We start from the raw sequence: 26997 nt of genomic DNA on the forward strand, positions 1-26997 counted from the left end.
CCGCATTCTTATTGCGGATTAGTTTTTTCTTAGCTGATAGCACAATTTTCATACTATTTTTTGGCGTTCTGGATGTCTGAACGAGGATTTATTGCCAGGTCGATAAAGTTTCCATCAGAAACAAAATTTCCTTTTAGTTAATTTAAATATAAGGAAATCATATAAATAGATAAAAATTGCTGTAAATATCATCATGATTCAATAGAAATATGACGGCGTTCACAAAGTTCCTTAAATTTTACTTTTAGTTACATATTTTTTCTTTTTGAAACTATATCTTTATATTTGTAGCACTTTCACGGTAGCGAAACGTTAGTTTGAATGGAAAGATGCCTGCAGACACATAAAGACACCAAACTCTCATCAATAGTTCCGTAAATTTTTATTGACAGAACTTATTGACGGCAGTGGCAGGTGTCATAAAAAAACCATGAGGGTAATAAATAATGATGAAGCGCAATATTCTGGCAGTGATCGTCCCTGCTCTGTTAGTAGCAGGTACTGCAAACGCTGCAGAAATTTATAACAAAGATGGCAACAAAGTAGATCTGTACGGTAAAGCTGTCGGTCTGCATTATTTCTCCAAGGGTAACGGTGAAAACAGTTACGGTGGCAATGGCGACATGACCTATGCCCGTCTTGGTTTTAAAGGGGAAACTCAAATCAATTCCGATCTGACCGGTTATGGTCAGTGGGAATATAACTTCCAGGGTAACAACTCTGAAGGCGCTGACGCTCAAACTGGTAACAAAACGCGTCTGGCATTCGCGGGTCTTAAATACGCTGACGTTGGTTCTTTCGATTACGGCCGTAACTACGGTGTGGTTTATGATGCACTGGGTTACACCGATATGCTGCCAGAATTTGGTGGTGATACTGCATACAGCGATGACTTCTTCGTTGGTCGTGTTGGCGGCGTTGCTACCTATCGTAACTCCAACTTCTTTGGTCTGGTTGATGGCCTGAACTTCGCTGTTCAGTACCTGGGTAAAAACGAGCGTGACACTGCACGCCGCTCTAACGGCGACGGTGTTGGCGGTTCTATCAGCTACGAATACGAAGGCTTTGGTATCGTTGGTGCATATGGCGCCGCTGACCGTACCAACCTGCAAGAAGCTCAACCTCTTGGCAACGGTAAAAAAGCTGAACAGTGGGCTACTGGTCTGAAGTATGACGCGAACAACATCTACCTGGCAGCGAACTACGGTGAAACCCGTAACGCTACGCCGATCACTAATAAATTTACAAACATCAGCGGCTTCGCCAACAAAACGCAAGATGTTCTGTTAGTTGCGCAATACCAGTTCGATTTCGGTCTGCGTCCGTCCATCGCTTACACCAAATCTAAAGCGAAAGACGTAGAGGGTATCGGTGATGTTGATCTGGTGAACTACTTTGAAGTGGGCGCAACCTACTACTTCAACAAAAACATGTCCACCTATGTTGACTACATCATCAACCAGATCGATTCTGACAACAAACTGGGCGTAGGTTCAGACGACACCGTTGCTGTGGGTATCGTTTACCAGTTCTAATAGCACACCTCTTTGTTAAATGCCGAAAAAACAGGACTTTGGTCCTGTTTTTTTTATGCCTTCCAGAGCAATCTCACGTCTTGCAAAAACAGCCTGCGTTTTCATCAGTAATAGTTGGAATTTTGTAAATCTCCCGTTACCCTGATAGCGGACTTCCCTTCTGTAACCATAATGGAACCTCGTCATGTTTGAGAACATTACCGCCGCTCCTGCCGACCCGATTCTGGGCCTGGCCGATCTGTTTCGTGCCGATGAACGTCCCGGCAAAATTAACCTCGGGATTGGTGTCTATAAAGATGAGACGGGCAAAACCCCGGTACTGACCAGCGTGAAAAAGGCTGAACAGTATCTGCTCGAAAATGAAACCACCAAAAATTACCTCGGCATTGACGGCATCCCTGAATTTGGTCGCTGCACTCAGGAACTGCTGTTTGGTAAAGGTAGCGCCCTGATCAATGACAAACGTGCTCGCACGGCACAGACTCCGGGTGGCACTGGCGCACTACGCGTGGCTGCCGATTTCCTGGCAAAAAATACCAGCGTTAAGCGTGTGTGGGTGAGCAACCCAAGCTGGCCGAACCATAAGAGCGTCTTTAACTCTGCAGGTCTGGAAGTTCGTGAATACGCTTATTATGATGCGGAAAATCACACCCTTGACTTCGATGCACTGATTAATAGCCTGAACGAAGCTCAGGCTGGCGACGTAGTGCTGTTCCATGGCTGCTGCCATAACCCAACCGGTATCGACCCTACGCTGGAACAATGGCAGACACTGGCACAACTTTCCGTTGAGAAAGGCTGGTTACCGCTGTTTGACTTCGCTTACCAGGGGTTTGCCCGTGGTCTGGAAGAAGATGCTGAAGGACTGCGCGCTTTCGCGGCTATGCATAAAGAGCTGATTGTTGCCAGTTCCTACTCTAAAAACTTTGGCCTGTACAACGAGCGTGTTGGCGCTTGTACTCTGGTTGCTGCTGACAGTGAGACCGTTGATCGCGCATTCAGCCAAATGAAAGCGGCGATTCGCGCTAACTACTCTAACCCACCAGCACACGGCGCTTCTGTTGTTGCCACCATCCTGAGCAACGATGCGTTACGTGCGATTTGGGAACAAGAGCTGACTGATATGCGCCAGCGTATTCAGCGTATGCGTCAGTTGTTCGTCAATACGCTGCAGGAAAAAGGCGCAAACCGCGACTTCAGCTTTATCATCAAACAGAACGGCATGTTCTCCTTCAGTGGCCTGACAAAAGAACAAGTGCTGCGTCTGCGCGAAGAGTTTGGCGTGTATGCTGTTGCTTCTGGTCGCGTAAACGTGGCCGGGATGACACCAGATAATATGGCTCCGCTGTGCGAAGCGATTGTGGCAGTGCTGTAAGCGTTAAAAACAATGAAGCCCGCTGAAAAGCGGGCTTTTTTATGCGCCTTTACCAGACGGGCATTTCGTCTTGCAGGAAGGGATTATGCAGGCGCTCATAACCAAGTGTGGATAATGGTCCGTGACCCGGAATAAATGTCACATCATCCCCCAGTGGCAGCAATTTATCTTTGATTGAAGAAATCAGTTGATTATGATCGCCACGCGGGAAATCACTGCGCCCTACTCCGCCTTTGAAAATAACATCGCCAGAAATCAGCAGCCTTGCCCGCTCATCAAAAAACACGACATGACCCGGCGTATGCCCAGGGCAATGTAACACCTGTAAAGTCACATTCCCTATGCTGATGGTATCGCCTTCGTTCAGCCAACGATCTGGCGTCAGCGGCTGGCACTCTTCCAGACCAAACATACGACTTTGCGCAGGCAAGCCTTGCAGCCAGAACTCATCTTCTTTTTCCGGGCCAAAAACCGGCACGCCGTAATGTTGCGCCAGTTCCGCCGCTGCGCCAACGTGGTCCAGATGGCCATGAGTCAGCAGGATCTGCATCAGTGTCAGGCCGCTGGCATCAACTTCCTGTTTGATTTTTTCCGCATCGCCGCCAGGATCGACCAGTGCGGCCAGACGGGTTTGTTCACACCAGATCAATGAACAGTTCTGGGAGAATGCGGTGACCGGAATAATACGATAGTTCATACTGCCCCTGTTTCGTTAAGCGATTACTACCAGTGCCGTGCTGGCCCGGTATCAATATGCACAAAGTTACTACGTGGGTAATATCCTACACCACCTGCACGCATAGATAACGCGGCTTTGCGAATATTGCTTAACGCGATACCTTCAATGTGGAAATCCATCGCCTGGCCTTTAGTGTGATAGCTTTTCTTCGCTACTCCACGGCTGCGGGCGCGTAGTTCATTGTTGGTATCAATGGAACGATAACCGGAAATGAGTTGCACCGGTTTGCGGGTGCCTAACAACCCTTGCAGGCGATACAACTGGTCGAATAATCCTGGGTCGATGGACTTTATTTTGTTCGCGCGGTAATCGCGGAAAAAATGGTTAAGTTTTGCCAATTCTTCCTGAATATAGCCTCTGCCATCGAAAAACTCCGCTTTGATTGACTCTCCGGTATGGAGATTATTGAGTGTCAAAATACGCGGGCGTGGGGTAGAGAGTGTTGCAAACGCCGGGGTCGGCAGGATGGCGGCACCGAGTGCAACGCCACCAAGCGCCAGCAGTTTGCGGCGATTAGCGTCGAATTTGTCCATGATAATCAAGTCTACAGGTCAATGTTATCGTTTATATGCACTTCTGGCGCACAAGAGGCACCTTAACCGCCCGTAAAGCAGACGTCAAGATGACTCAACCCCAGCAGTGATGGGGGCTGCAGAGAAGCGCCCCCGATCATGCTAATTATTACGACAACTGATTTCCCCGAACTGCTTCATTTACCTGATTAATTGTTCCGCTTTCGATACGATTTGCGAGCTGGATCGCGCAGGCAGATCATAATTGTAAATATCTGTACGATACTGGGTACGACCATCTGCACCAACAAATGCCGTCAGATAGTAGAGATTCACCGGAATCGACTGCCGAATATTGACGTAACGCGTATCGCCCTGCTTCAGCGCATCAGAAATACGTTTGTCATTCCATCCTGCATCCTGCAACAGCATATTCGCCAGATCGGAAGCTTTATTCACTCGTACACAGCCTGAGCTCAATGCGCGTGTATCACGCTTGAACAGATTGTGGTTCGGCGTGTCATGCAAATAAATGGCCTCTGAACTCGGCATATTGAATTTATAGCGCCCCAGCGAGTTCCGTGGGCCTGGAGCCTGCTGGAAGCGAAACGGTAAATTCGAGGCCGTGATTGTAGACCAGTCAACCTGCCATGGGTCAATCGCTTCTCTGCTGTTCCAGCCGCGCATCACCGTATAGCCATGGCTTTCGAGATATCCCGGATCGTTGCGCACTTTCGGCAGAATATCTTTGCGTGCCAGAGTTGGTGGTACGTTCCACGGCGGGTTTACCACCACGTTGTTAAGGGCACTGCTCATCATCGGCGTTTTGCGATCGGGGCGACCGACAATGACTCTCGAATCCAGCACCTGATTGCCGTTCTGATAATAGACCAGCGAATAGGCCGGAATATTAACCATGATCCCGGTTGAAAGCTCAGTTGGCAGCAAGCGTAATCGCTGGATATTGAGTGCCAACACGCCAGCTCGCTGGGCGGGCGTTACGTTTAACCAGTCCCGTGTTGCCGGGCCAATAGCGCCATCTGCTCCTAATCCTTGCCATGCCTGAAAACGTTTAACGGCTTCTACCAATTCATTATTGTAGGCGGCACGAACGGCAGGCGCAGGTTTACTACGAGACGTAGTTTGCTGGTCCATCGCCTTAGTTTCTGCTGTTTCAGCAGTAACAGCGGATGGGCTGACCACCGCGTCAGTTGGCGTGTCATCGCCAGGCAGAGTTATTTTCGGCCCCCCGTCCAGCATGCCTGTACGTTGCAATATTTCGCGCAATGCCGGTATGTCGTTACTCCACTGCCCTGGACGCAATGTTGCTTTGCCAGTCAGTTGGGGCCACGGTTTGGTGTCACTGAGTAAGTTCAGTAACGATTCATGCATCGCCGCATATTGCGGATGCTGCGGTGCCAGTCCTGCAACAAACGTCGGCAATTGACCTTTATCCAGCGCCAGCTGCCATTGGTTAATCACCGAAAGCGGCGGCGTTGCAAGCGCATAAGGTTTACTGCTGTATAGCCAGCGAGTGCCTTTGACTGGAATATTTGCGATGAAATGGAGATAGCCCATCATCGCATCAGAGAGCACCACATCGCGTGCCATCCCGTTAATACCAGGATCGGTCAGTAACTCTACCCATTTATTAAACTGCGGCTGGAAACCGGCAATCGCCACTTCTGCCAGCTGTTGCTGGAAGGCTTTAACAGCATCACGGTTTTCCCACATGGGTTGCATATCGCGTGCGGCATACAACAGTTGAAGCTGGTTAAGATAAACCGGCTTATAGCCTGCAGGTAATTGAGATTCGATTTGCGTGCGAGCTTTTTCTGCCGCACCTTCAGGCAATGGCTGGATCCCCGCCATTATTGCCGTGGCCTGCGCCTGCGGCAGTGCCTCGCCCTGTTCGCTGACAGCCACCGGGCTGTCGCCAGGGATTACTTCAGGCTCATCGGCCTGAGCATTGAACAGTGGAGCGAATGTTACGGCCACGCACAAACTGATTGCCGACAGCCGACGACCACACATCATATTAAGCAACATCCCTTGCCCCCTGTTTTTATCATACTCTGAATAGCCAGGCTGTTATTTTACGACTTGCCTGTACAACGCCAATACTCACGAAAGTATGACGAGCAAGCCTGTTACTCATCAGGCTTATCTTCAGTATATAAACGCCGATACGTTTTTACATAACCTAATGTAAAGAAGTTTAAAGAAAAGCGCGCCAGAATGTGGCACTTTTTTAGTGCAGAAACGGAGTTTTCAGAAACAGGAAAGGCGGCATCGCTGCCGCCTCAATCTTAACTCGCCTGGGAAGGCGCTTCGTCAGTTCCTGAAAGCGTTTCAGGGAGTTGCGGTGCAAAACCACGCAGACCGACTACGTGAACGTGTTCGGTATTCTGGAAGACTTTACGCACCAGTTTATAGGTGGTGCCTTTTTCCGGGCTGATATTTTCCGGCGCTGCGATGATGAGCTGCATTTGCAAACGCTCACACAATTCAAACAGCGTGGCGATGGAACGGGCATCCAGTCGCGCTGCTTCATCAAGGAACAGCAGACGGCAAGGAGAGATATCTTTACCGCGCAAGCGGCGAGATTCATCTTCCCAACTCTGTACCACCATCACCAGAATCGACATACCGGTACCAATAGCCTCACCGGTCGACAATGCACCAGATTCCGCGCGCAACCAGCCATCGGAACCACGGTTAACCTCAACTTCCATTTCAAGATAGTTACGGTAATCCAGCAGTTCTTCACCGATGGTCTGCGGCGTGCGCTGCCCCATATCAATCTGCGGATTAAGGCGCTGATACAGTTTCGCCAGCGCTTCCGAGAAGGTCAGACGGTTGCTGTTAAACAGATCCTGATGTTGTTCGTGCTGTTCAGAGAGCACATCCAGCAGCATGGCGTGCGTTTCACGCACGTTCACGTTGAGGCGCACGCTGTTCACCTGACCGAACGATACGTTCTGCAAGCCCTGGTTGAGCATACGGATACGGTTCTGCTCGCGCTGAATAGTTTTACGGATGATGTTCGCCACGCTGCGGGAACTGATCGCCAGTTTCTGTTCGCGGGAGGTTAACTCTTCAGTCAGACGGCTAAGTTCGATCTCCATCTGCTCGATAGCTTCAACCGGATCATCGGTACGAATAATATCCTGACGAATACGCTCGCGCAGATGCTGATAAACCGCCACGAAGAACTGAATTTTACGTTCCGGACGTTTTGGATCTTCCGACATACGCAGCACGTCGCGCAGATGTTCGTTATCCGCTACCGCCAGACGCAACGCACCCAACGCCTTATCCGACATGGAACGCAAATCATCAGCGGAGAGATAAGCCAGCTCACGACGGTGTAAGCGGCGCTCAACACCGTTATCTTTCACCATGCGCATCACTGCACACCAGCCCGCTTTCGCGGTCACTACCTGCTCGCGCATCTCAAAGTAATCACGCTCCAGCTTGCGCAGTTTGCGGGTCAGGTTGTCCATCTCCGCTTCGCAGAAGGTAAGCGCTTTTTCCAGTTGGTTGCGACGTGAACGGTTATTGCTCAGCTGCGCATGTAACTCATCACGGCGAATACGCGCCCGCTCTTCTGCCCCGCTATCAGCACGCACGCCGATATCCTGCAATTCACGTTGCAGATCGTTGAGTAGCTCTTTTTTGGTGTCATACGAACTTTTCAGCGAAGCCAGTACCTGATTGTACTGACTTAACTGCGCGGCGTGTCCGCGCAACGCTTCACGAGCGCGGGTACGCTCCGCTTCCGCCTGTTCCAGACGTTCACGCAGTTTTTCGTTGAGATCGCTGTTACCGCTAAGCATTTCTGCCGAGTCAGAGTAGCTAAAGTGCGCACGACGCTGCACCACTTCCGTCAGGGCAAACGCCTGCTGACGGGCATCGCGCTGCATCTGCTGAGAGTACGCGTAATCTTCTTTTAACTGTTCGAACTGTTCCGGGTCGCTCTGCAATACCGAAACGATCGGTTCCAGTTTCGCCAGTTGATTGCCAAACTGCTGAACAAAACGCGCGGCTTCCTGGGCTTCATCCAGACGTTCGCGGATTTCATCGACGCGATCTGCCAGGCTGTCATCAGCCAGCAGGTTAAGACGCGGCAGAATGCGGTTCAGCGCCGTAACGCCCTCTTTCGCCTGCTCAAACTGAATACGCTGCTGCTGGTTATCATTTTCATGATTACTCAACGCCCGCTCCAGTTCGACGCGACGGCTGTTCAGTTGACGGATTTCTGCTTCCGGATCAGACTCAAACGCTACCGCCAGATGGCTACCAATAAAGCGGCTGAACGCCTGATGCAGACGCTGGGTTTTCTGTACATCAAAGGAGAGCGTGGCGAAGCGTTCGGAAAGCACTTCACGTTCCGCATGGAGGCTTTCAATACGGCTTTCACGCGCAGCACGACCAAACAGCGGCACTTCCGGGAAACGTGAATAACGCCACTGACGATCGGCGATTTTCACCACTACCGCTTTTTCCAGCTCATCAACGCTGAACACGCTGTCATCGAATGACTGCGGATCCCCTTCGATCAGATAGAGATCTTCCGGGCAATCGGTCAAGCCTTCCAGATGCTCGGTTACCTGTGACAGGTCCGGCACCACGATAGCGTGGCGTGACGGGCCGTACAACGCCGAGAAGTACGGCGCATCTTCCAGGCTAACGTCGTCATAAATTTCTGACAGCAACACGCCGCCAAAACGCTCCGCCAGCGCATTCAGACGCTGGTCTTCAGAGCCGCCTGGCTGGCTTAAACGTTCGATCTCTTCATCGACGGCGTTTTTGCGTGCGCCAACTTCGTCACGTTCAACAATCGCTTCGCGCTCACGCTCCAGCAACTGTTGCAGATATTCGGTGACGTCCTGGCTTGAGGAGAATTCTTCGCCGCACTGTTCGCTCAACTGGTTGAGACTGTTTTGCGCAGCCAGCCAAACCGGCGCACGCTGCATCAAACTCTGAATGCGAGACTGCAGCTGTTCCTGCTCCTGACGCAGTGCCATACGCTCTTCGCGGGCGTTAGAAACACTGTCGGAAAGAGAGGCAATGCGCGCTTCCAGCTCCTGATGCAGGGCTTCCAGTTCGTCGATATCAAAATTCTTGCCCTGACGTTTGCAGAAATCTGCCAACAGACGCTCAGCTTCTTGCTGCTCGCGCAGACGCTGTTCCAGTTCGCTTAAGCGCATCCGCAACGGCTGAACCTGCTCTGCCAGGTGACGCTGATCGACCCCTTCGCGCAATAGTTCGCGGGCGACATCCCACGCCTCGTTACGCGCCAGCGGGCCGTTGATTGCCACCACCAGCTGATAAGCCTGCTCAAACTGGCTGTGCGCGGTTTGCGCCATGCTCATTTTCTGCTCAAGAGAGAGCATTTTTTCAGTCGCTTCCAGCTCTTTCGCCTGGAAGGTTTCCAGCCATTCGGCAGCGCTGTCGGCGGTTAAGTCCGGCAGATGGCACAGTTCTTTGGCACGATTAAGCGCAGCAATCGCCTGGTTATACTGGATCGCGCGCGTTTGCTGGACGTCCAGCGCCTGCTGGTAGTCAGCAAGCTGGCTTTTCAGCTCGTCCACTTCCAGTTCGGCAGCTTCCGCACGAGCCTCGTTCTCTTCCTGGCGTTCGATGGCTTCTGCCACCACTTCGTTTTGCTCTTCCAGACGGATCTGCAGCTCATCGAGATCCGCTTCGTAGCGTTCAATCTTTTCCTGCTGACGCAGTGCGGTTTGCACCAGGTTCAGATGATCGCTGGCCGCCTGATAATCCGCCTCCAGATCGCCTTCGGCACCGTTGTGCTCTGCCAGCTCACGCGCCATATCGACATGTTTGTACTGCTCTGCCGCCAGTTGCTGACGCGAAGTGTGAAGCTCACGACGAAACTCCAGGGCCTTATCGAGATGAACACGGCGCTCGTTGGCGTGGCGCATGTAGTCCGCCGCCACGTAGTTAGTCGCTTCGCTGATCAGATGCTTGAACAAGTCACGGTCAGACTGGGTAACACGAATCGCTTCCAGCGTCATACGGTTTTCACGCAGCGCCGCTTCCATGTCCTGAAACGCTTTACGCACGCCGCTATTTTCTGGCAACAGGTAGTCGCGCAGAGAACGGGTGATGGCGCTGGAAATCCCGCCGTACAGCGAAGCTTCAATCAGACGATAGAATTTACTACGATCAGACGCTGAGCGCAGACGACGTGCGATGATGCCCAGATCGAACATCAGCGAGTGGTAATCGGTAATAGAGTTGAACTGCTTAAACTGCACGCCTTCCATCGCTTCGAGCTTGTCTTTCAGCTCGTTAAGCGTCAGTACACGCGCCTGACGTTCATTCAGAGTTTCGGTCACCAGTTGTGTCGGCTGCACCGACATCGGCAAGCCCTGAATGGCAAATGGTTTGATATCAACTTTACGATCGCGCCCGGCAACCTGTTGCAGACGCACGCCGACCACCACGCGCTGATGGCGCGAGTTAATGGTGTCGAGCATCGAATAGCAGACACCCGCTTTCAGCTTACCGTGCAGACCTTTATCGCGCGAACCGCTGGTGGCCCCGGCTTCCGTGGTGTTACGGAAATGCAGCAGGGTCAGGTCGGGGATCAGCGCCGTAACGAACGCCGCCATGGTAGTAGATTTACCCGCACCGTTACCACCGGAGAGCGTCGTAACCAGCTCATCGAGGTCAAAAGTTCGGGCAAAAAAGCCGTTCCAGTTAATCAGCGTCAGTGAGCGAAATTTACCGCGTTCAATCATTATTCTTCCTCTCCGCTATCTGGCTGATTCTCTTCGGTTTCATCGTTGAGTTGCAGATGATTTTCAATCGGCATTGCTTCGCCATCACGAATCAGGCGACGCTGTGCTTCACGGGGATCGTCGCCAGCACGCACATCGGCTCCGAAGCGGAACACCGATTCGGTAATGCGGAACTTGCTGCTGTCGTGGCCCATAAACCACACCATGCCTAAACGACGCAGACGGTTGAGCGAAGAACGTACTTTCTCCTGCAACTTCTGCCGGTCAACGTCTGAACCGGTTGAACGGTTGTTCACCAGTTTCAGCAGTTTCGCTTCATCGGCCAGGGTGAGCAGTTCATCGTACAGTTCCTGCTGGGTGAAAATCCCCTCATTCGCCAGCCGTTCCGGGCTGAGATAAAGATAACAGAGGATTTTCCCGACCATCATATCCAGTTCCGACAAGACGGAACGAGGGATAATAGTGGTGGAACGTGGACGTAAATAGAAGAACCCCTCCGGTGCGCGAATAAGCTCAACGTTATAACGCGCGTAAAACTCTTCCAGATATTCCTGAAAATCCATCAGGAATGCATGATTATCCAGTTCGTCGAGGCCAATATGGCGGCCTGAACGTAAGGCGCTATCCAGCGCCGGAAATAACGGATTCGCCAGCGCCTGCGCCAGCTTAACCGGCATCACTTGTTCAATATTTGTCGATGACATGCGCCTGTACCTTGGCTCCGTAATCATTAATCGGCTGCCATTTCGCTGGCAGTCCGGTGAAATCTGCTTGCGCTACGCCAAGACGTACCGCCTGATCAATAACAATGCGCGCAACGTCAAAGTGACGTGCACGCGGATACTGTGACAGATATTCGCGTACCACCAGACCAAGATCCAACGGCACTTGTCTGGTTTTGTACACGGCAAGTTGTTCTTCGATGATCGCCGCCAGCTGTTCGCGGATCTCGTTAAACTCTTCGTACTCCAGATCCTCAGGAAGTTCCCCAGTCACCTCTTCATCGCGCAGTGCCATCTCTTCGTCACGCATATCCAGCAGACGATCGGCATTGGCATAAGTTAGCGCCCACGGTTCATCAAAATAGGTTTGTACCGACTGACGTAACCGCTGAGCAAAGACGCGGTTTTTATCCATATCGATCGCAGTACGAATAAATTTGTGTACGTGGCGGTCGTAGCCAATCCACAAGTCGATGGATTGCTGGCCCCAGCTGATAATACGGTCAAGTTTGCTTTGCAGATCGAACACCAGACGATCGACGAAATGCAGATCATCATAAGTCATCGTCGCATCCTGAATGCGTAACAGATTAGCCTGCAATTTATCACCTGCCGCTTCCAGCGTATCCTGCAATTCACGCAGCGTTCCGGAAGTTTCTGAAAGCAACAATTCGCAGCTGGAGATCGCCGCCCGCCAGTCTTTGTTCAGCAACTGGGCGATATCGTCCTTCACCTGCTGCTGCTGTTCGTCCATCAGACGTTGCGTCAGGTCGATACTGTCAAAAATTTCTGCTACCGAATATTTCAGTGGCGCATAGACATTACGGTGCCAGTGAAATTCATCACCGCCCTCTTCGGCGGCATCTGCTGCTCGTTTGAGCTCACCCGCCACAATCGACAACTGCATAGAAAGGCGCAGCGTAGAAAACTCGCGCTGACGGATGTAGTAGTCAGTAATGCCGATGCCGAGCGGCGTCAGACGGTAAATTGCGTTCCCTTCCGCCTGCTCGCTGGTAAAGCGGTTCAGCAGACGTTGACGCACCATGTCGTTGATCGCGTTGTTGGCGCGCACGCCGATGGTTTCGCTGGTTTGCTCAAACGCATCACTCACATGGCGGAATGCATCCACCAGCTCGCCTTCACTCATCTCACCATCCAGACGCTCGCCGTTCAGCGTGGCAACCGCCAGCAGAAAAGAGAGTCGGTCTACCGGCAGCGAGATGGAGAAGTCATTTTTTCTGGCCCAGGCAACCAGTTCGGGGACTGTCTGGGAAAATTCACTCATACTTTATCCTTGCTCTGCGGTTTGCGCGCGGTGACATGAATATAACGCCCCAGGGTAATATACGGTTCCTGACGGCAATAACGCGTTTCTAATTCAAGTAATGCTTCATAGCAGTCGCGCTGCTGGTGCTTCTCGCGCAGATAATCATGAAACACGCGAACGCCTGTCTTACCCAGAATTTCCCAACCAGCTTCTTCCAGCCACAGATAAACCTGCGCCGGGTCGCGTGGATAATCTGGCGAAAGCGTCCGTTTTTTCTTTTTCGGCATTCCCGCCTGCACGTAATCAAAATTCCCGGCGACCATGTTATGCATCAACAAACCGTGCGCATTGTAGAACATTAACGACAACACACCGCCTGGACATAACACTGACCACAGGGTCTGCAATACGCTGCGGGGATCGGCCACCCACTCGAGCACCGCATGGAACAATATCAGATCAACGGGCGTTTCCAAATGCGAAGCAACATCCTGAGCGGCGCAATGTATAAATTGCATGTTGTCGCTCACACCTTTTGCTTCTGCCGCCTGTTTTGCGCGGTCGATCATCTGCGCTGAAAGATCGCATAAAATGACCTGATGCCCACGCTCGGCCATTTTGATTGCGGTCTGCCCTTCTCCACCGCCAGCATCCAGCACACGCAGTTTTTGCGAGCCCATTTCCGCCAGCACGCGATCGAGATCCTGCCACAGAATAGCCTGTCGAAGCTGCCCTTTGGTGGTGCCGTAAATGTTACGGGAAAACTTTTCCGCAATATCATCAAAATTGCGATCCTGCATTGCTTTCTCCACCGGTTGGCTAAGACGTTTTCTGATAAAGACGCTATTTTGTCACAGCCACGGCGAGAATGAACCCGTCTGGTGTAATATCGCTGGCGATCCCTTGCTATATGGTCAAAAAAGGAACCAGAAAGGATGCTTTTTACACTGAAAAAAGTGATTGGCAATATGTTGCTGCCACTTCCGCTGATGTTGCTGATTATTGGCGCTGGCCTGGCGCTGCTGTGGTTTAGCCGTTTTCAAAAAACCGGGAAGATTTTTATTAGCATTGGGTGGCTGGCGCTCTTGTTATTGAGTTTGCAACCGATAGCCGACCGCCTGCTGCGTCCCATCGAAAGCACCTATCCGACATGGAATAATTCGCAAAAAGTGGACTATATCGTGGTGCTCGGAGGTGGTTATACCTGGAACCCGCAGTGGGCACCGAGCTCTAATTTAATCAATAACAGTCTGCCACGCCTGAATGAAGGTATCCGCTTATGGCGCGAAAATCCGGGATCAAAACTGATCTTCACGGGAGGCGTAGCAAAAACCAATACGGTGAGTACAGCCGAAGTAGGTGCCCGAGTTGCGCAATCGCTGGGCGTGCCGCGCGAGCAAATTATCACTCTGGATTTGCCAAAAGATACCGAAGAAGAAGCTGCGGCAGTGAAACAGGCAATTGGTGACGCACCTTTCCTGCTGGTAACCTCCGCATCACATCTGCCGCGGGCGATGATCTTTTTTCAGCAGGAAGGGTTAAATCCGCTACCAGCCCCGGCGAATCAGTTGGCCATCGACTCGCCGCTTAATCCGTGGGAACGGGCAATCCCTTCTCCGGTTTGGTTGATGCATAGCGACCGCGTTGGCTATGAAACGCTTGGCCGGATCTGGCAGTGGCTGAAAGGTTCGTCAGGCGAGCCACGGCAAGAGTGATTTTGATGCCAGATCGAAGTTACGCCGACTAAATCGTCCGGTGTTGACCAGTTGCGCAACTTCATCCCATAACACATACAACCAACGCCGCCAGATGAACGACTCCGCCACTGGCGCGCGTTGCAGATAACTCCAGAGCAAATCTTCCGCCAGAGAATTATCCATTAGTCGGAACAGTTCGTATTCTCGCGGTGCCCAAAGCATTAGTCCCGGTCCGACCATCGCCAGTAACTGATCGCTGCGCGAATCTTTCAGCATGCTGCGTAAACAGAAGTTACCGTGAATCAGCACACAATTGTCGTTAAAGCCTTCAAATAATGCCGGGAGACATTCACGGGTGCGAAACAGGATCCGCTTATCTTGCATCGTTAGACCGGTGTTATTGAACTGATTGAGCGTAGTCCATAGCACTTCAACATGTTGCCGGTACCATGAGGGCCAGAAATTTTCCTGAGTATTGTCGACCGCGCCGACGCAACCACGACTGTCCTGACGGTGCCAGGCCAGTAAGGCTTCAACGATTTGGTCTTTGAGTTGTTCCCAGCGTTCTGGTGTTCGGGCTGGAGCCTCCACCGAAACACCACGCATCCGCTCCAGTAGCAGGACATCGGGGCCGGGGTGTTCTTCATGCGTCATCACACCATAAATAGTCGGCATACGGACAGTCCCACTTCTTGCCAGCATGGTGGTTTTCCATGCCAGTTGTCGGGCTTTTCCGGGCGTACTAAAGCTTCTTGCCATTAACGGCATTGGGTTTCCCTGGCTGTCATACAAAGCCCACAACGCCGTATCCGCTTTTTCATTGACGCACTCAATACGACTGAGTTTTTCGCCCAGTAAATGGCTTAATTCGGCACGCAGCTGTTCCATTCAGATTACCCTCATAAAAGCTACTGCTTTCATAATGAGCGCCAATATAAAAGATGTCACCTGAATGAGATCAATTGTTGAAAAGAAAAATTGAGGAAAATCGTAACGGTACGACACTCCTCCCAAAATTGGCTGGAGTGTCGCGAAGTGAAATTAGCGCATTTCAGCGCGAACGCGCTTGAGATCTTCAGGGGTATCCACACCTGTGCCAGGAACTTCCTGGGCGACAGCAACGTGGATTTTTTCGCCGTACCACAGAACACGAAGCTGCTCTAACATTTCGATATGTTCTAACGGACTTGGCTGCCAGGTAACATAACGACGGATAAAGCCTGCTCGGTAGCCATAAATACCAAGATGACGCAGGAAGTTATCGCCTACGGTTTCAAGGTCTTTTGCAAAACGATCACGATCCCACGGAATGGTGGCGCGAGAGAAGTACAGTGCGTACCCTTCGGCGTCGAGAACCACTTTCACCGCATTCGGGTTAAACGCTTCTTCCGCATTGTGGATTGGCACCGCCAGAGTCGCCATACCCACCTGACGCTGAGCGAGGTTATCAGCAACCTGACGAATGATTGTCGCAGGGATCATCGGTTCATCACCCTGCACATTAACGATCACCGTGTCGTCGCTGAATGCGCATTTTTCGACAACTTCCGCCAAACGTTCTGTACCTGACTGATGATCGGCGCGCGTCATACATACTTCGCCGCCAGCGGCTTCAACAGCGCGGGCAACATCCTCATGATCGGTTGCCACGATGATGCGCTCGGCACCTGATTCGCGCGCGCGTTCAAGAACATGAACAATCATGGGTTTGCCGTTAATATCAACCAATGGTTTACCGGGCAGACGCGTGGACGCGTAGCGCGCGGGAATAATGACCACAAAACTCATGATTTACTCTCATCAGCAGTCAGCACGCGGGCTTCCGTTTCCAGCAACACTGGAATGCCATCGCGCAGCGGGAAAGCCAGGTTGTCCAGTTTGCAAATAAGCTCTTGTTTTTCCTGGTTATACCAAAGTTTTCCGTTGCAAACCGGGCAGGCAATGATTTCAAGCAGACGATGATCCATAGTTCCTCCAGATGGATCGGGTTATGAATGCATAAATCTTATCATAATCATTTATGCGACGGGGTCTATTTCCCAGCCGGCGCGGCAATCAGTAAAGAGGCCTTGCGGGCAGCGTCGTAATGTCACCCGCGTTGCCTGCTGCCAGTTAGCGAAATCAGTAATCGCCTGACGTAACCCTTTTTGCAGCGTTGTCGTTGGTTTAATGCCTTCCTGTAACCACAGAGAGATAACTTCAAGGATGCCTGTCTGGCGATGCATTTTGGCATCCATTCGCCCAACTAATTGCCCACGATGTAATAACGGCAGAACAAAATAGCCATACTGGCGTTTCGGCGCTGGGGTATAGCACTCCAGCCGGTAGCTAAAATCAAAAAGCTGCTCCGCGCGTTTGCGATCCCAGACAACAGGATCAAAAGGCGAAAGTACCGCGCTGTGCGTTGCAGTGAGCTTTCCGGCGAGCGCGCGTTCGAGTAGCGGCAGCAAATCAGCATGCAGCCAAAGATTGCCCAATTTTTCAACATGCACAGCAATGATTTGCTGCTGTTCAGCCCTCGCTTCGCGCCAAGCCGCCAGTGCCGGACGTTTCAGCCGATAGTAATCTGCCAGCCACTGTTCGCGGAATATGCCCAGGCTACGCGCACTGTTATCCAGCATGATGATTTCTGCTTCTGTTTGCGAAACGAGATCGCGCTCATCATCCCAGTCAGGCATGACACGGTGGGTTAAATCATAAACGCGCTGGAAGTTGCGCCGTTCAATCACCATCACCTTTCCGGCAGTAAATAAACCTTCCAGATGTCGTTTATGCGGCTTCCACTCCCACCAGCCGCTTGCACCTTTACGAGGATGCTCAAAATCGGCTGAACGTACCGGCCCCTTATCATGAATATGTTGAATTAACTGTGCAATTTCTGCCGCATGTTCCTGCATCCAGGCGTCTTTGTATTTCCAGCCCATTTTTTCAGGTGCCAGCATGCGGTGGCGAATAAGACGAAAATCGCTACGTGGCATAAAGCAGGCTTCATGCGCCCAGTATTCCATTAATTCGCCACGCGCCAGAGACTCATCCAACCACTGCGCAGGATAATTTCCCAGACGACTGAAAAGCACCAGATATGGGCTACGGGCAACAATATTGATGGTATCAATTTGCAGCAAGGACATGCGGGAAATCGTTGCCAGAATATCTTCCAACGACGCTCGACGGCGGGGTTTGTTTAACAGGCCTTGCGCAGCAAGGTGAAGATTACGCGCATCAGCAAGGGAGAGGTGCGGCAGCGACATTCATGACTCCATCAATCGAACGCTGCCGCGGCGTAACTAGTTGCCAGAAGCCAGCGAGGTTAGTTGCGCAAGCAGTTTCGCTGGTTCATCGCCTGAAAGCTGTGCGTCAACAGGCAAATACCACCAATTTTCATCTGCAAAGGCCCGGCATTTCACCGCATCTTTTTCAGTCATTACTAGCGTTTGCCCGTCGCTTACCAACGCGCTGACATCCTTATAATTCAAAGACTGATGATCGGCCAGTGGTACACATTTTTCCGGTTGTACGCCGCACATCTTCAGCGTGGCAAAAAAGCGCGGCGGATGCCCAATCCCCGCCATCGCCACCACATGTTCAAGTTGAGCAACGTCACAACGCGTACCGGTACGTAAATTCACCGCCTGCCCCGGCAGCAGATGCATGGGGATTTCACCGCTGCGGGGGACACCGCCGTTGACGATTACCGCATCAACCGACTTTAAGCGCCCCGCTCGCTCACGCATTGGCCCCGCCGGCAACCACCAGCCATTGCCAAAGCGACGCACGCCATCAATAACGACGATTTCCACATCACGCGCCAGACGATAATGCTGTAAACCGTCGTCGGTTACGATGATCTGCACATCAGGGTGTTGCGCCAGAATGGCTTTTACCGCATCAGAACGCACGGGAGAAACCGCAACAGGCGCGCCAGTGCGTTGATAAATCAACACAGGTTCATCACCCGCCTGTGCTGTGGTGGTATCTGCCGACAATAACAGCGGATAAGATTCAGCCTTACCACCATATCCCCGCGATACGACCCCCACGCGAATACCGCGCTGTTGCAACTGTTCCACCAGCCAGACAACGACCGGAGTTTTTCCGTTGCCGCCTGCGGTGAGATTACCAACCACGACAACCGGTACGGGGGCACGCCAGGCGCGCTTCAGTTTTAGTTTATAGCAAAGACGGATCGCGCCACTCACCAGACCATACAACCAGGAGAGTGGCAGCAATAGCCGCCACAAAGGGGATTCACCAGACCAGATTTTTTCGATCATTGGCCAAACTGCATTTTGTGAAGTTGCGCGTAAACGCCACGGTGCTCAAGCAAATCGTTATGCGTACCGCGTTCCACAATGACACCATCCTCGACGACCACGATTTCGTCTGCCTTTTCAATGGTAGACAAGCGGTGGGCAATCACCAGAGAGGTACGGTTTTTCTGCAACTCATCCAGTGCCGCCTGAATCGCACGTTCAGATTCGGTATCCAGCGCCGAGGTAGCTTCGTCCAGAATCAGTATCGGGCTATCACGCAACAAGGCTCGAGCGATGGCAATACGCTGACGCTGACCGCCAGAGAGCAGCACGCCGTTTTCACCAATCACTGTATCGAGACCGTTATCCATCTTATTGATGAAGTCCATGGCGTAGGCCATACGCGCCGCTTCTTCAATTTGCTCACGGCTGTACTGTTCTGTCCGTGCGTAAGCAATGTTGTTGGCAACCGTATCGTTAAACAGATGGACATTCTGCGACACCAGAGCAACCTGGTTACGTAAAGACGCCAGGGTATACTCGCGCAGATCGTGACCATCCATCAGGATTTCGCCTTCATCAATATCGTAAAAACGTGTGATTAGGCTGGCGATGGTTGATTTACCTGAACCAGAGCGTCCAACCAGAGCGACCGTTTTTCCTGCCGGAATTTTCAGGTTGATGTTACGCAATGCGGGTACATCACGTCCCGGATAAGTAAAGGTGACATTGCGGAATTCTACGTCACCAGTCGCACGTTCGAGCACACGCTTACCTTCGTCTTTCTCCTGCTCACTGTCCAGAATGGTAAACAGCGTCTGACAAGCCGCCATACCGCGCTGGAATTGGGCGTTAACGTTGGTCAGCGACTTCAGCGGACGCATCAGCGCAATCATTGAAGAGAAAACAACGGTAATCGTACCGGCAGTCAGGCTATCCATGACGCTAGGGAAGCTCGCCGCATACAGAACAAACGCCAGCGCTAAAGAGGCGATCAACTGAATGATCGGATCAGAGATAGAAGAGGCTGAAACCATTTTCATCCCCTGAAGACGCATTCGGTTACTGACTTTGTCGAAGCGTTTGGTCTCCACCTCCTGACCACCGAAAATCAATACTTCTTTGTGGCCCTTCAGCATCTGTTCTGCGCTGGTGGTCACCTGACCCATGGTGTTCTGCATGTTTTTACTGATGTTGCGAAAACGCTTCGATACGACACGAATCGCAATCGAAACAATCGGTGCCAGCACAATTAAAATGATCGACAGTTGCCAGCTGTAATAGAACATCATGATGAACAGGCCGATGATCGACGCACCTTCACGCACAACAGTAATCAATGCGCCGGAAGAAGAAGAAGCAACCTGTTCGGAATCGTAGGTGATACGCGACAACAGCGTACCCGTTGACTGTTTGTCAAAGAATGAAACTGGCATTCCCATCATGTGACCAAACAGGCGGCGACGCATAGTCATTACCACCTTTCCTGATACCCAGGAGATACAGTAGCTGGAAACATAGCTGGTGATACCACGTAAAATCATCAGCCCGATCACCACCAGCGGCATCCACACCAGCACGGAGCGATCTGTTTTACCAAAGCCATCATCAAGAAGTGGCTTAAGGAGCGATAACATGAAGGTATCGCTGGCTGCGTTGAGGATTAACGCTACGCCCGCCACGATCAGACCCGCTTTAAAAGGCGCAATGGTTGGCCACAGTCGGCGGAATGTCTGCCACGTAGAGAGATCTTTGTCGTTATGCATTCAAAAAACCAGCATTTGTTGAAATAGCCGCATATTCTACCCGTTATCCACTGGCACGCCAAACCACTGATGATACCAACGAGGTAAAATTTGCTCCCTGAGGCTGCTAATCCGCCAGCCTTGTGCTGAAAAATCGACCGTTATTTGCCCCTGATGCGGGGTATCAAGCCACTTATAACCCTGTTGTTGATAGCGATGCTTAACTTTGTTTGAAGGCAGTCGCCATGCGTTATAGCGCGATGCCGATGCAAGTGCCAATGTTCCATTCACTCGCTGAATTAATGGCAACGATGATGAGGTATTACTGCCATGGTGAGGTACCTGAAGTAATGTTGCTTGTACTTGCTGCCAGTAACGGCTTAGCATCTTTTGTTCAGCGGGGGCTTCAATATCACCGGTTAGGAGAATGCTATTCGTCCCGTCATCAACCTTAACCACACAGGAATGGTTATTTCCTTTATCGATGCTACCTTGTAAAGGCCAGTGCACGCTGAAACGCAATCCTTGCCATTGCCACGCTTCGCCACGCACACAGGGCTGATGATGCTCCCAGCTTAAAGGGCTTCTGACCCATAACGTCGGCCAGGCACGTAATATCGAGTCCAGCCCTCCCCGATGATCCAGATGTTCATGACTAAGAATGACGCCTTCTGGTTCAAGATTATGCCAGCGTAGCCAGGGGATAATCAGTTGTTGCCCACTATCCCCCTCCGGCCAGGCCAGTCCGGTGTCATAGAGAATCGCTTTACCGTTTCTGGCTATCACCATTGCCAGCCCTTGCCCGACATCAAGCATGTACACCTGCCACGCGTCAGGTCGAGGTTTTTGCCACAGCGGCCAGCACATCAGCAAGCCTCCAGCCACACACATTGCCGGCAACGCTCGCCAGGCGTTTAATCGCCATACCACCAGTAAGAACCATGGGGAAAATGTTAGCCATTGCCAACGTTCAGCAATGTTGATCCACCCTTCTGGCAAACTCTTTAACCCCCAGAAAAGCAAAGCCAAAGACCGGTCGGCAAGAAACCATACTCCTTGCTCCACGATTAACGGCCCGCTTAAATGCATAACCATCGCTGCGAGGATCAACGGAACCGTGATAAATGTCACCAGGGGAATTGCAAATAGGTTTGCAATAAACGAGGTCAGACTAATGCCATGAAATATGACGATTTGCACAGGCATTAGCAGGAGGGTGATTCCAAGTTGTAGATGGATGAGGGAAACAACCGCGCGCAATACTGGCGGCAGTTGCCACTCCGGACAGGGAAACCACTGACACCAAAAAATCAGCGCCGCTACCGCAGCGGCAGAGAGCCATAAACTTTGCGAAAGAATGGCAACAGGATCCATCAGCAAAATTGCCGCCAGACAACATATCCATACATCCCAGCCAGTCCACTGTCGCCCACTTAACTTAAGCATTCCCCACATAGCAAGCGCCACCATGGTACGCAATGCAGGAGGTTGCATTCCCGTCAACCAGGCATAAAAAGCAGCACAGCAGATTCCACCAATTAATGGCATTTGCCAGTGGATCCAGCACCCAGGCAGAAAAACTTGCCCACCGCGAATGAGTCCTGCAGCCAGCAACGCCGCAAAAGCGATGTGCAATCCTGATATCGCCATTAAATGCGCCGTTCCAGTATCACGCATGATATTTTTGATTTCTTTGGGGACGGATAACCGTTCCCCCATACCTAATCCAAGAATAACCGCGTTCCACATATAGGGTTGCAGCGTTGTTTGTAGTGACGCCAGATACTGTGCACGCAGGCTACAATTCGGTTCAATGACACTTGCCTGCAGAAAACGGCCGGTGAGCGGTTGATGCTGGGCAATGGCATAACGCTGGCTATCAAAGCCGCCATCATTAAGTTGGCCATGAACTGCACGAACTTTGAGTTTCATTGACCATACTTGTCCGGCACAAACCGCTTGCGGAAGATATTCGCCATACAGTACGAGGCCTGGCGCAGGGAATATACGTCGACCTTGTAGATGAGTAATTTGACCGTAATGAGTGGTCATGCCGTCAGTAGCAGTGATCTCAACTATTGCATCCTGCGTCGCGCCAGTTAAGGTTTCTCCTGCCCACAAAATTTGCTTTGCTGCTAATATGCCCCAAACGAAAAACAGCAACGTCAGCGCGATATAACGGACGGTTTTAACAGGGATAAATGCCAGTACACAGGCGAAGATAGTCAGAAGCGCAAGGGTTACTGTCCCTGGCAATTGGGGCAAAATCAGCAACGGAAAAATTCCGCAAATTATGCATACTCCGACTGTCGTTATTTTCATGCACCCTCCCTGTTTATAGAAAGTGTGCAACTTTGTTGAATGGTTGTCTGGTGGGAGTTTTGCGTTCCCCGAGGCACGTTCAGAAGAATTTAACGACAGGGTGAAAACTGCTCAAAACTCTGCGAGGCAGCTTCCAGTTCCAGATTAGAGAAATGAAAAAAGCACCCGACAGGTGCTTTTCTCGCGTTCAAGTTTGAGTAAAAACTTAACCGTAAATATTGGCGCGATCGCGCAGTTCTTTACCTGGTTTAAAGTGAGGAACGTATTTTCCTTCCAGTTCTACTTTATCGCCAGTCTTCGGATTACGTCCGGTACGTGGTGCGCGGTAGTGCAAAGAGAAACTGCCGAAACCGCGGATTTCAATACGCTCGCCCTGCGCAAGAGTCGAGGCCATATGCTCCAGCATCTCTTTTACTGCATCTTCAACCGTCTTGGCGGGAATGTGCGATTGCTGGGTGGCAAGTCTTTCTATCAATTCTGACTTGGTCATGATTCCTCCGGTTCCTTAAAGGCAAATTTAGCGGCTGCTGTTGCTGCATTGATTAAGGGCGGCCGTAGCCGCCCTTAGTGCTTGATTACAGGACGAAACCTGCAATCTGTCAAGTAAACTCAACAAACTTCGGAATAAAAATCCCGAAGAGTCAGAGAATTACTCGCCTTTAGCTGCTTTGAAAGCTTCAGCCATTGCGTTGTTGGAGAAGTTTGCATCTTCCTGTTTGTTAACAGTTGCGATTGCATCTTTCTCGTCAGCTTCGTCTTTCGCACGAACAGACAGGCTGATTGCGCGGTTTTTACGATCAACACCGGTGAATTTAGCTTCAACTTCGTCGCCAACGCTCAGAACCAGGGTAGCGTCTTCAACGCGGTCACGGGATGCTTCAGAAGCACGCAGGTAACCTTCAACGCCGTCAGCCAGTTCTACGGTTGCGCCTTTAGCGTCAACTGCAGTTACTTTACCGGTTACGATAGCGCCTTTCTTGTTCAGAGCAACCCAGTTGTTGAACGGATCTTCTGCGAGCTGTTTAACGCCCAGGGAGATACGTTCACGTTCTGCGTCAACCTGCAGAACAACTGCAGCGATTTCGTCGCCTTTTTTGTATTCACGAACTGCTTCTTCGCCTGCAACGTTCCAGGAGATGTCAGACAGGTGAACCAGGCCGTCGATGCCGCCGTCCAGGCCGATGAAGATACCGAAGTCAGTGATAGACTTGATTTTACCTTCAACACGGTCACCCTTGTTGTGGGTTTCCGCGAACTGCTGCCACGGGTTAGCTTTGCACTGTTTCAGACCCAGGGAGATACGACGACGTTCTTCGTCGATATCCAGAACCATAACTTCCACGACATCGCCAACGTTAACAACTTTGGACGGGTGGATGTTTTTGTTGGTCCAATCCATTTCGGAAACGTGTACCAGGCCTTCAACGCCTTCTTCGATTTCAACGAAGCAGCCGTAGTCGGTCAGGTTGGTCACGCGACCAGTCAGTTTGGTACCTTCCGGATAACGTTTAGCGATAGCTACCCACGGATCTTCGCCCAGCTGTTTCAGGCCCAGGGATACACGGGTACGTTCGCGGTCGAACTTCAGCACTTTAACAGTGATTTCGTCGCCCACGTTGACGATTTCGCTCGGATGCTTAACGCGTTTCCAGGCCATATCAGTGATGTGCAGCAGGCCGTCAACGCCGCCCAGATCAACGAATGCACCGTAGTCAGTGAGGTTCTTAACGATACCTTTAACTTCCATGCCTTCCTGCAGGTTTTCCAGCAGCTGATCGCGCTCTGCGCTGTTTTCGGATTCGATAACGGCACGACGAGAAACAACAACGTTGTTGCGCTTCTGATCCAGCTTGATTACTTTGAATTCAAGCTCTTTGCCTTCCAGGTGCAGAGTGTCACGCACCGGACGAACGTCTACCAGAGAACCTGGCAGGAACGCACGAATACCGTTCAGCTCAACAGTGAAGCCGCCCTTAACTTTGCCGTTGATAACACCGGTAACAGTTTCAGCATCTTCGTAAGCTTTTTCCAGCGTGATCCAGGCTTCGTGACGTTTAGCTTTCTCACGGGACAGCAGAGTTTCACCGAAGCCGTCTTCTACTGCGTCCAGAGCAACGTCAACTTCGTCACCTACCTGGATTTCCAGCTCGCCCTGGGCGTTTTTGAACTGCTCAGCCGGGATGGCGGACTCAGATTTCAGACCAGCGTCAACCAGTACTACGTCTTTGTCGATAGCAACAACAACGCCACGAACGATAGAACCCGGGCGGGTTTCGATTTCTTTTAAGGACTCTTCAAAGAGTTGAGCAAAAGATTCAGTCATGTTTAATCTTCAGGTTTATATTTAACGTCCACCTGGCTCCATGCCGGATGGGGTTGTTTAACATACCCGCTGTCATTCCATTGCAACGGGGGTACTGCAAATTCGGTCGCTTATGCGAGAGCCAATTTCTGGCGCGCGTATTGTAGCGCTTTTTCAATCACTTGCTCAATGCTTAAGGTGGTGGAATCCAACACTAAAGCATCGGCTGCCGGAACCAGTGGCGCTACCGCTCGGTTACGATCGCGGTCGTCGCGTTCTTTGATCTCGGCCAAAAGGCGCTCAAAGTTAACACTAAAGCCCTTCTCCTGCAACTGTAGCATGCGGCGATGCGCACGTTCTTCCGAGGAGGCGTCAAGGAAAATTTTCACTGGCGCATCAGGGAATACCACCGTTCCCATATCGCGGCCATCGGCAATCAAGCCTGGTAATTCGCGAAACGCGCGTTGGCGACGCAATAATGCTTCACGAACGCGTGGGAATGCCGCGACTTGTGAAGCAGCATTCGCCACTTCCTGAGTACGAATTTCGCCGCTGACATCTTCCCCTTCGAGGATCACTTCCAGATTACCATTGGTCGACACAAAACGTACATCCAGATGGGATGCCAGCGGCACGAGCGCATCTTCCGATGCAACATCAACATGGTGATGTAATGCCGCCAGTGCCAGTACGCGATAAATTGCACCCGAGTCCAGCAGATGCCATTGCAACGCTTCCGCCATAGCCTTACACAAGGTGCCTTTCCCTGCACCGCTTGGGCCATCAATGGTAATAACCGGGGCAATTGCCGTCATCTTTATCTCCTTAAAACAGGCGTACCGTTAACATAACCGCGCGCATTATACGCGCCGACGCCACAAATCGTTAACGTTGTGTGCAAAAACCAGTTTTGTCTGTATTCAGATGGGGATTTATTGCGCAATTATAGCGGGCTGGCAGAAGACCAGCCCGAAAGATGACAATGATTTACTTACCAGAGGCGATACGATCACGGATGTGTTGCGCACGCTCTGTTGATGGTGGGTGAGAGTCAAACATGGACTGGGTACGGCCGCCATCCAGGCTGGCCAATTTTTCAAAGCTGCCAACCAGCCCCTGGGTGCTGATGCCACGTTTCTTCAACAGATCAAAGGAGAAATCATCTGCTTCGGACTCTTTATCGCGGGAGTATTTAGCATTGATCGCGCCTTCTGCGATATCACCTAATTGTGAGCGAGAAAGCTGGGAAGCCACACCGCTGGTAGCGGAAATCGCATCACGTGCGGCAACGATCGCATAAGAAGCTTTCATTTCAGCCAGCGAGTGACCCAACGCGACGTGGCCCAGTTCATGACCCAGAACGCCTTCAATTTCGTTGTCGTTCATCATGTCCATCAGGCCACTGTAGACACGAACACAGCCGTTCGCCATCGCCCATGCGTTGACGTCGCTGGTCATATAAACCTTATAGTTGACCGGCGTGCCATTAATATTGTTACCCAATGCTTTGGCGATTTTTGCCAGACGTTTACCGTACTTGCTGGATTTACTTGCGACTTGATTGCCGCTGTCCATTTCGGCACAGCCCTGATTGGCAATCGCTTTTGCATCAGCATCGCTTAACGTTGCTGCTTTATAGGCATTTAAACCTGAGCTGATAGCCATATTGGTATCAATACCGTGGGTATTCTGACACCCTGTCAGTAAAGCTGCAGAGGCCGCAATCGCCAGCAGTAATTTAGTATTCTTCATGTGAAT

The 26997-nt window shown here is 51.3% G+C and carries 21 protein-coding genes; 3 read left to right on the top strand and 18 right to left on the bottom strand.

Going from position 1 to position 26997, the window contains the following annotated elements:
* The first annotated feature begins 446 nt into the window (after window positions 1-446).
* Both ompF and aspC read left to right on the top strand, forming a co-directional pair.
* Entirely contained in the window at window positions 447-1535 is a 1089-nt protein-coding gene (gene ompF / locus AABJ99_RS15070; protein WP_000977917.1) for a porin OmpF, read from the top strand.
* A gap of 184 nt (window positions 1536-1719) precedes the next feature.
* Entirely contained in the window at window positions 1720-2910 is a 1191-nt protein-coding gene (gene aspC, locus AABJ99_RS15075) for an aspartate transaminase (RefSeq protein ID WP_000462687.1), read from the top strand.
* Window positions 2911-2959: 49 nt separating this feature from the next.
* Here the strand turns inward: aspC and gloC are convergent, their stop codons facing one another.
* The 7 genes from gloC to cmoM all read right to left on the bottom strand — a co-directional run bounded on the left by gloC (window position 2960) and on the right by cmoM (window position 13720).
* On the bottom strand, window positions 2960-3607 hold the full coding sequence (gloC, locus tag AABJ99_RS15080; protein ID WP_001109455.1) for a hydroxyacylglutathione hydrolase GloC: 648 nt from the start codon (window positions 3605-3607) through the stop codon (window positions 2960-2962).
* A 26-nt stretch (window positions 3608-3633) separates the two neighbouring features.
* On the bottom strand, window positions 3634-4182 hold the full coding sequence (mepK, locus tag AABJ99_RS15085; protein WP_001295932.1) for a YcbK family protein: 549 nt from the start codon (window positions 4180-4182) through the stop codon (window positions 3634-3636).
* A gap of 180 nt (window positions 4183-4362) precedes the next feature.
* Window positions 4363-6210, bottom strand: a complete 1848-nt coding sequence (gene ldtD / locus AABJ99_RS15090) for a L,D-transpeptidase (RefSeq protein ID WP_039020478.1) — start codon at window positions 6208-6210, stop codon at window positions 4363-4365.
* A gap of 260 nt (window positions 6211-6470) precedes the next feature.
* Window positions 6471-10931: a chromosome partition protein MukB gene (gene mukB, locus AABJ99_RS15095; RefSeq protein WP_338387366.1), complete on the bottom strand. Its 4461-nt coding sequence runs from the start codon at window positions 10929-10931 to the stop codon at window positions 6471-6473.
* Window positions 10931-11635 (bottom strand): chromosome partition protein MukE, encoded by a 705-nt coding sequence (gene mukE / locus AABJ99_RS15100; RefSeq protein ID WP_010360875.1) that lies wholly within the window; start codon window positions 11633-11635, stop codon window positions 10931-10933. Before mukE ends, mukB begins: the two co-directional genes overlap by 1 nt.
* Complete coding sequence (gene mukF, locus AABJ99_RS15105; protein WP_039020476.1) at window positions 11616-12938, bottom strand: chromosome partition protein MukF; 1323 nt, start codon at window positions 12936-12938, stop codon at window positions 11616-11618. The genes mukE and mukF overlap by 20 nt, the downstream gene beginning before the upstream one ends.
* A complete protein-coding gene (gene cmoM / locus AABJ99_RS15110) occupies window positions 12935-13720 on the bottom strand; it encodes a tRNA uridine 5-oxyacetic acid(34) methyltransferase CmoM (RefSeq protein WP_039020475.1) in 786 nt (261 codons plus the stop codon). The genes mukF and cmoM overlap by 4 nt, the downstream gene beginning before the upstream one ends.
* A gap of 135 nt (window positions 13721-13855) precedes the next feature.
* On the opposite strand from cmoM, the gene elyC reads away from it, so the two are divergent.
* A complete protein-coding gene (gene elyC, locus AABJ99_RS15115) occupies window positions 13856-14635 on the top strand; it encodes an envelope biogenesis factor ElyC (protein ID WP_000899583.1) in 780 nt (259 codons plus the stop codon).
* Here the strand turns inward: elyC and ycbJ are convergent.
* The 11 genes from ycbJ to ycaL form a co-directional block, all read right to left on the bottom strand.
* Window positions 14612-15505: a YcbJ family phosphotransferase gene (gene ycbJ / locus AABJ99_RS15120; protein WP_000436922.1), complete on the bottom strand. Its 894-nt coding sequence runs from the start codon at window positions 15503-15505 to the stop codon at window positions 14612-14614. The genes elyC and ycbJ overlap by 24 nt on opposite strands.
* A 153-nt stretch (window positions 15506-15658) precedes the next feature.
* Window positions 15659-16405: a 3-deoxy-manno-octulosonate cytidylyltransferase gene (gene kdsB, locus AABJ99_RS15125; protein WP_000011611.1), complete on the bottom strand. Its 747-nt coding sequence runs from the start codon at window positions 16403-16405 to the stop codon at window positions 15659-15661.
* Window positions 16402-16584 (bottom strand): protein YcaR, encoded by a 183-nt coding sequence (ycaR, locus tag AABJ99_RS15130; protein WP_000350058.1) that lies wholly within the window; start codon window positions 16582-16584, stop codon window positions 16402-16404. The genes kdsB and ycaR overlap by 4 nt, the downstream gene beginning before the upstream one ends.
* Before the next feature lie 51 nt (window positions 16585-16635).
* Window positions 16636-17868, bottom strand: a complete 1233-nt coding sequence (ycaQ, locus tag AABJ99_RS15135) for a crosslink repair DNA glycosylase YcaQ (RefSeq protein ID WP_039020474.1) — start codon at window positions 17866-17868, stop codon at window positions 16636-16638.
* A 36-nt stretch (window positions 17869-17904) separates the two neighbouring features.
* The gene (gene lpxK, locus AABJ99_RS15140; protein ID WP_039020473.1) at window positions 17905-18891 is read right to left on the bottom strand and encodes a tetraacyldisaccharide 4'-kinase; all 987 of its coding nucleotides are present in this window, start codon (window positions 18889-18891) and stop codon (window positions 17905-17907) included.
* Window positions 18888-20636 carry a lipid A ABC transporter ATP-binding protein/permease MsbA gene (gene msbA / locus AABJ99_RS15145; protein WP_000551273.1) on the bottom strand — a complete coding sequence of 583 codons (1749 nt, stop codon included), beginning with the start codon at window positions 20634-20636 and terminating at the stop codon, window positions 18888-18890. The genes lpxK and msbA overlap by 4 nt, the downstream gene beginning before the upstream one ends.
* 36 nt (window positions 20637-20672) lie before the next feature.
* Window positions 20673-22937 (bottom strand): ComEC family protein, encoded by a 2265-nt coding sequence (gene ycaI / locus AABJ99_RS15150; RefSeq protein ID WP_039020472.1) that lies wholly within the window; start codon window positions 22935-22937, stop codon window positions 20673-20675.
* Between the two features lie 205 nt (window positions 22938-23142).
* On the bottom strand, window positions 23143-23427 hold the full coding sequence (gene ihfB / locus AABJ99_RS15155) for an integration host factor subunit beta (RefSeq protein WP_000167336.1): 285 nt from the start codon (window positions 23425-23427) through the stop codon (window positions 23143-23145).
* 159 nt (window positions 23428-23586) lie between these two features.
* Window positions 23587-25260, bottom strand: a complete 1674-nt coding sequence (gene rpsA / locus AABJ99_RS15160) for a 30S ribosomal protein S1 (protein ID WP_000140327.1) — start codon at window positions 25258-25260, stop codon at window positions 23587-23589.
* A 110-nt stretch (window positions 25261-25370) separates the two neighbouring features.
* Window positions 25371-26054 carry a (d)CMP kinase gene (cmk, locus tag AABJ99_RS15165; RefSeq protein ID WP_000125016.1) on the bottom strand — a complete coding sequence of 228 codons (684 nt, stop codon included), beginning with the start codon at window positions 26052-26054 and terminating at the stop codon, window positions 25371-25373.
* 172 nt (window positions 26055-26226) lie between these two features.
* Window positions 26227-26991: a metallopeptidase YcaL gene (gene ycaL, locus AABJ99_RS15170; protein ID WP_001353317.1), complete on the bottom strand. Its 765-nt coding sequence runs from the start codon at window positions 26989-26991 to the stop codon at window positions 26227-26229.
* Between the last annotated feature and the right edge of the window lie 6 nt (window positions 26992-26997).

This window comes from Escherichia coli (genome assembly GCF_036503815.1).
Classification (GTDB): domain Bacteria; phylum Pseudomonadota; class Gammaproteobacteria; order Enterobacterales; family Enterobacteriaceae; genus Escherichia; species Escherichia coli_F.

What these genes read in the sequence shown, in the direction of transcription:
- ompF (WP_000977917.1), top strand. Translation starts at nt 447, where the DNA reads ATGATGAAGCGCAATATTCTGGCAGTGATCGTCCCTGCTCTGTTAGTA.
- aspC (WP_000462687.1), top strand. Translation starts at nt 1,720, where the DNA reads ATGTTTGAGAACATTACCGCCGCTCCTGCCGACCCGATTCTGGGCCTG.
- gloC (WP_001109455.1), bottom strand. Translation starts at nt 3,607, where the DNA reads ATGAACTATCGTATTATTCCGGTCACCGCATTCTCCCAGAACTGTTCA.
- mepK (WP_001295932.1), bottom strand. Translation starts at nt 4,182, where the DNA reads ATGGACAAATTCGACGCTAATCGCCGCAAACTGCTGGCGCTTGGTGGC.
- ldtD (WP_039020478.1), bottom strand. Translation starts at nt 6,210, where the DNA reads ATGTTGCTTAATATGATGTGTGGTCGTCGGCTGTCGGCAATCAGTTTG.
- mukB (WP_338387366.1), bottom strand. Translation starts at nt 10,931, where the DNA reads ATGATTGAACGCGGTAAATTTCGCTCACTGACGCTGATTAACTGGAAC.
- mukE (WP_010360875.1), bottom strand. Translation starts at nt 11,635, where the DNA reads ATGTCATCGACAAATATTGAACAAGTGATGCCGGTTAAGCTGGCGCAG.
- mukF (WP_039020476.1), bottom strand. Translation starts at nt 12,938, where the DNA reads ATGAGTGAATTTTCCCAGACAGTCCCCGAACTGGTTGCCTGGGCCAGA.
- cmoM (WP_039020475.1), bottom strand. Translation starts at nt 13,720, where the DNA reads ATGCAGGATCGCAATTTTGATGATATTGCGGAAAAGTTTTCCCGTAAC.
- elyC (WP_000899583.1), top strand. Translation starts at nt 13,856, where the DNA reads ATGCTTTTTACACTGAAAAAAGTGATTGGCAATATGTTGCTGCCACTT.
- ycbJ (WP_000436922.1), bottom strand. Translation starts at nt 15,505, where the DNA reads ATGGAACAGCTGCGTGCCGAATTAAGCCATTTACTGGGCGAAAAACTC.
- kdsB (WP_000011611.1), bottom strand. Translation starts at nt 16,405, where the DNA reads ATGAGTTTTGTGGTCATTATTCCCGCGCGCTACGCGTCCACGCGTCTG.
- ycaR (WP_000350058.1), bottom strand. Translation starts at nt 16,584, where the DNA reads ATGGATCATCGTCTGCTTGAAATCATTGCCTGCCCGGTTTGCAACGGA.
- ycaQ (WP_039020474.1), bottom strand. Translation starts at nt 17,868, where the DNA reads ATGTCGCTGCCGCACCTCTCCCTTGCTGATGCGCGTAATCTTCACCTT.
- lpxK (WP_039020473.1), bottom strand. Translation starts at nt 18,891, where the DNA reads ATGATCGAAAAAATCTGGTCTGGTGAATCCCCTTTGTGGCGGCTATTG.
- msbA (WP_000551273.1), bottom strand. Translation starts at nt 20,636, where the DNA reads ATGCATAACGACAAAGATCTCTCTACGTGGCAGACATTCCGCCGACTG.
- ycaI (WP_039020472.1), bottom strand. Translation starts at nt 22,937, where the DNA reads ATGAAAATAACGACAGTCGGAGTATGCATAATTTGCGGAATTTTTCCG.
- ihfB (WP_000167336.1), bottom strand. Translation starts at nt 23,427, where the DNA reads ATGACCAAGTCAGAATTGATAGAAAGACTTGCCACCCAGCAATCGCAC.
- rpsA (WP_000140327.1), bottom strand. Translation starts at nt 25,260, where the DNA reads ATGACTGAATCTTTTGCTCAACTCTTTGAAGAGTCCTTAAAAGAAATC.
- cmk (WP_000125016.1), bottom strand. Translation starts at nt 26,054, where the DNA reads ATGACGGCAATTGCCCCGGTTATTACCATTGATGGCCCAAGCGGTGCA.
- ycaL (WP_001353317.1), bottom strand. Translation starts at nt 26,991, where the DNA reads ATGAAGAATACTAAATTACTGCTGGCGATTGCGGCCTCTGCAGCTTTA.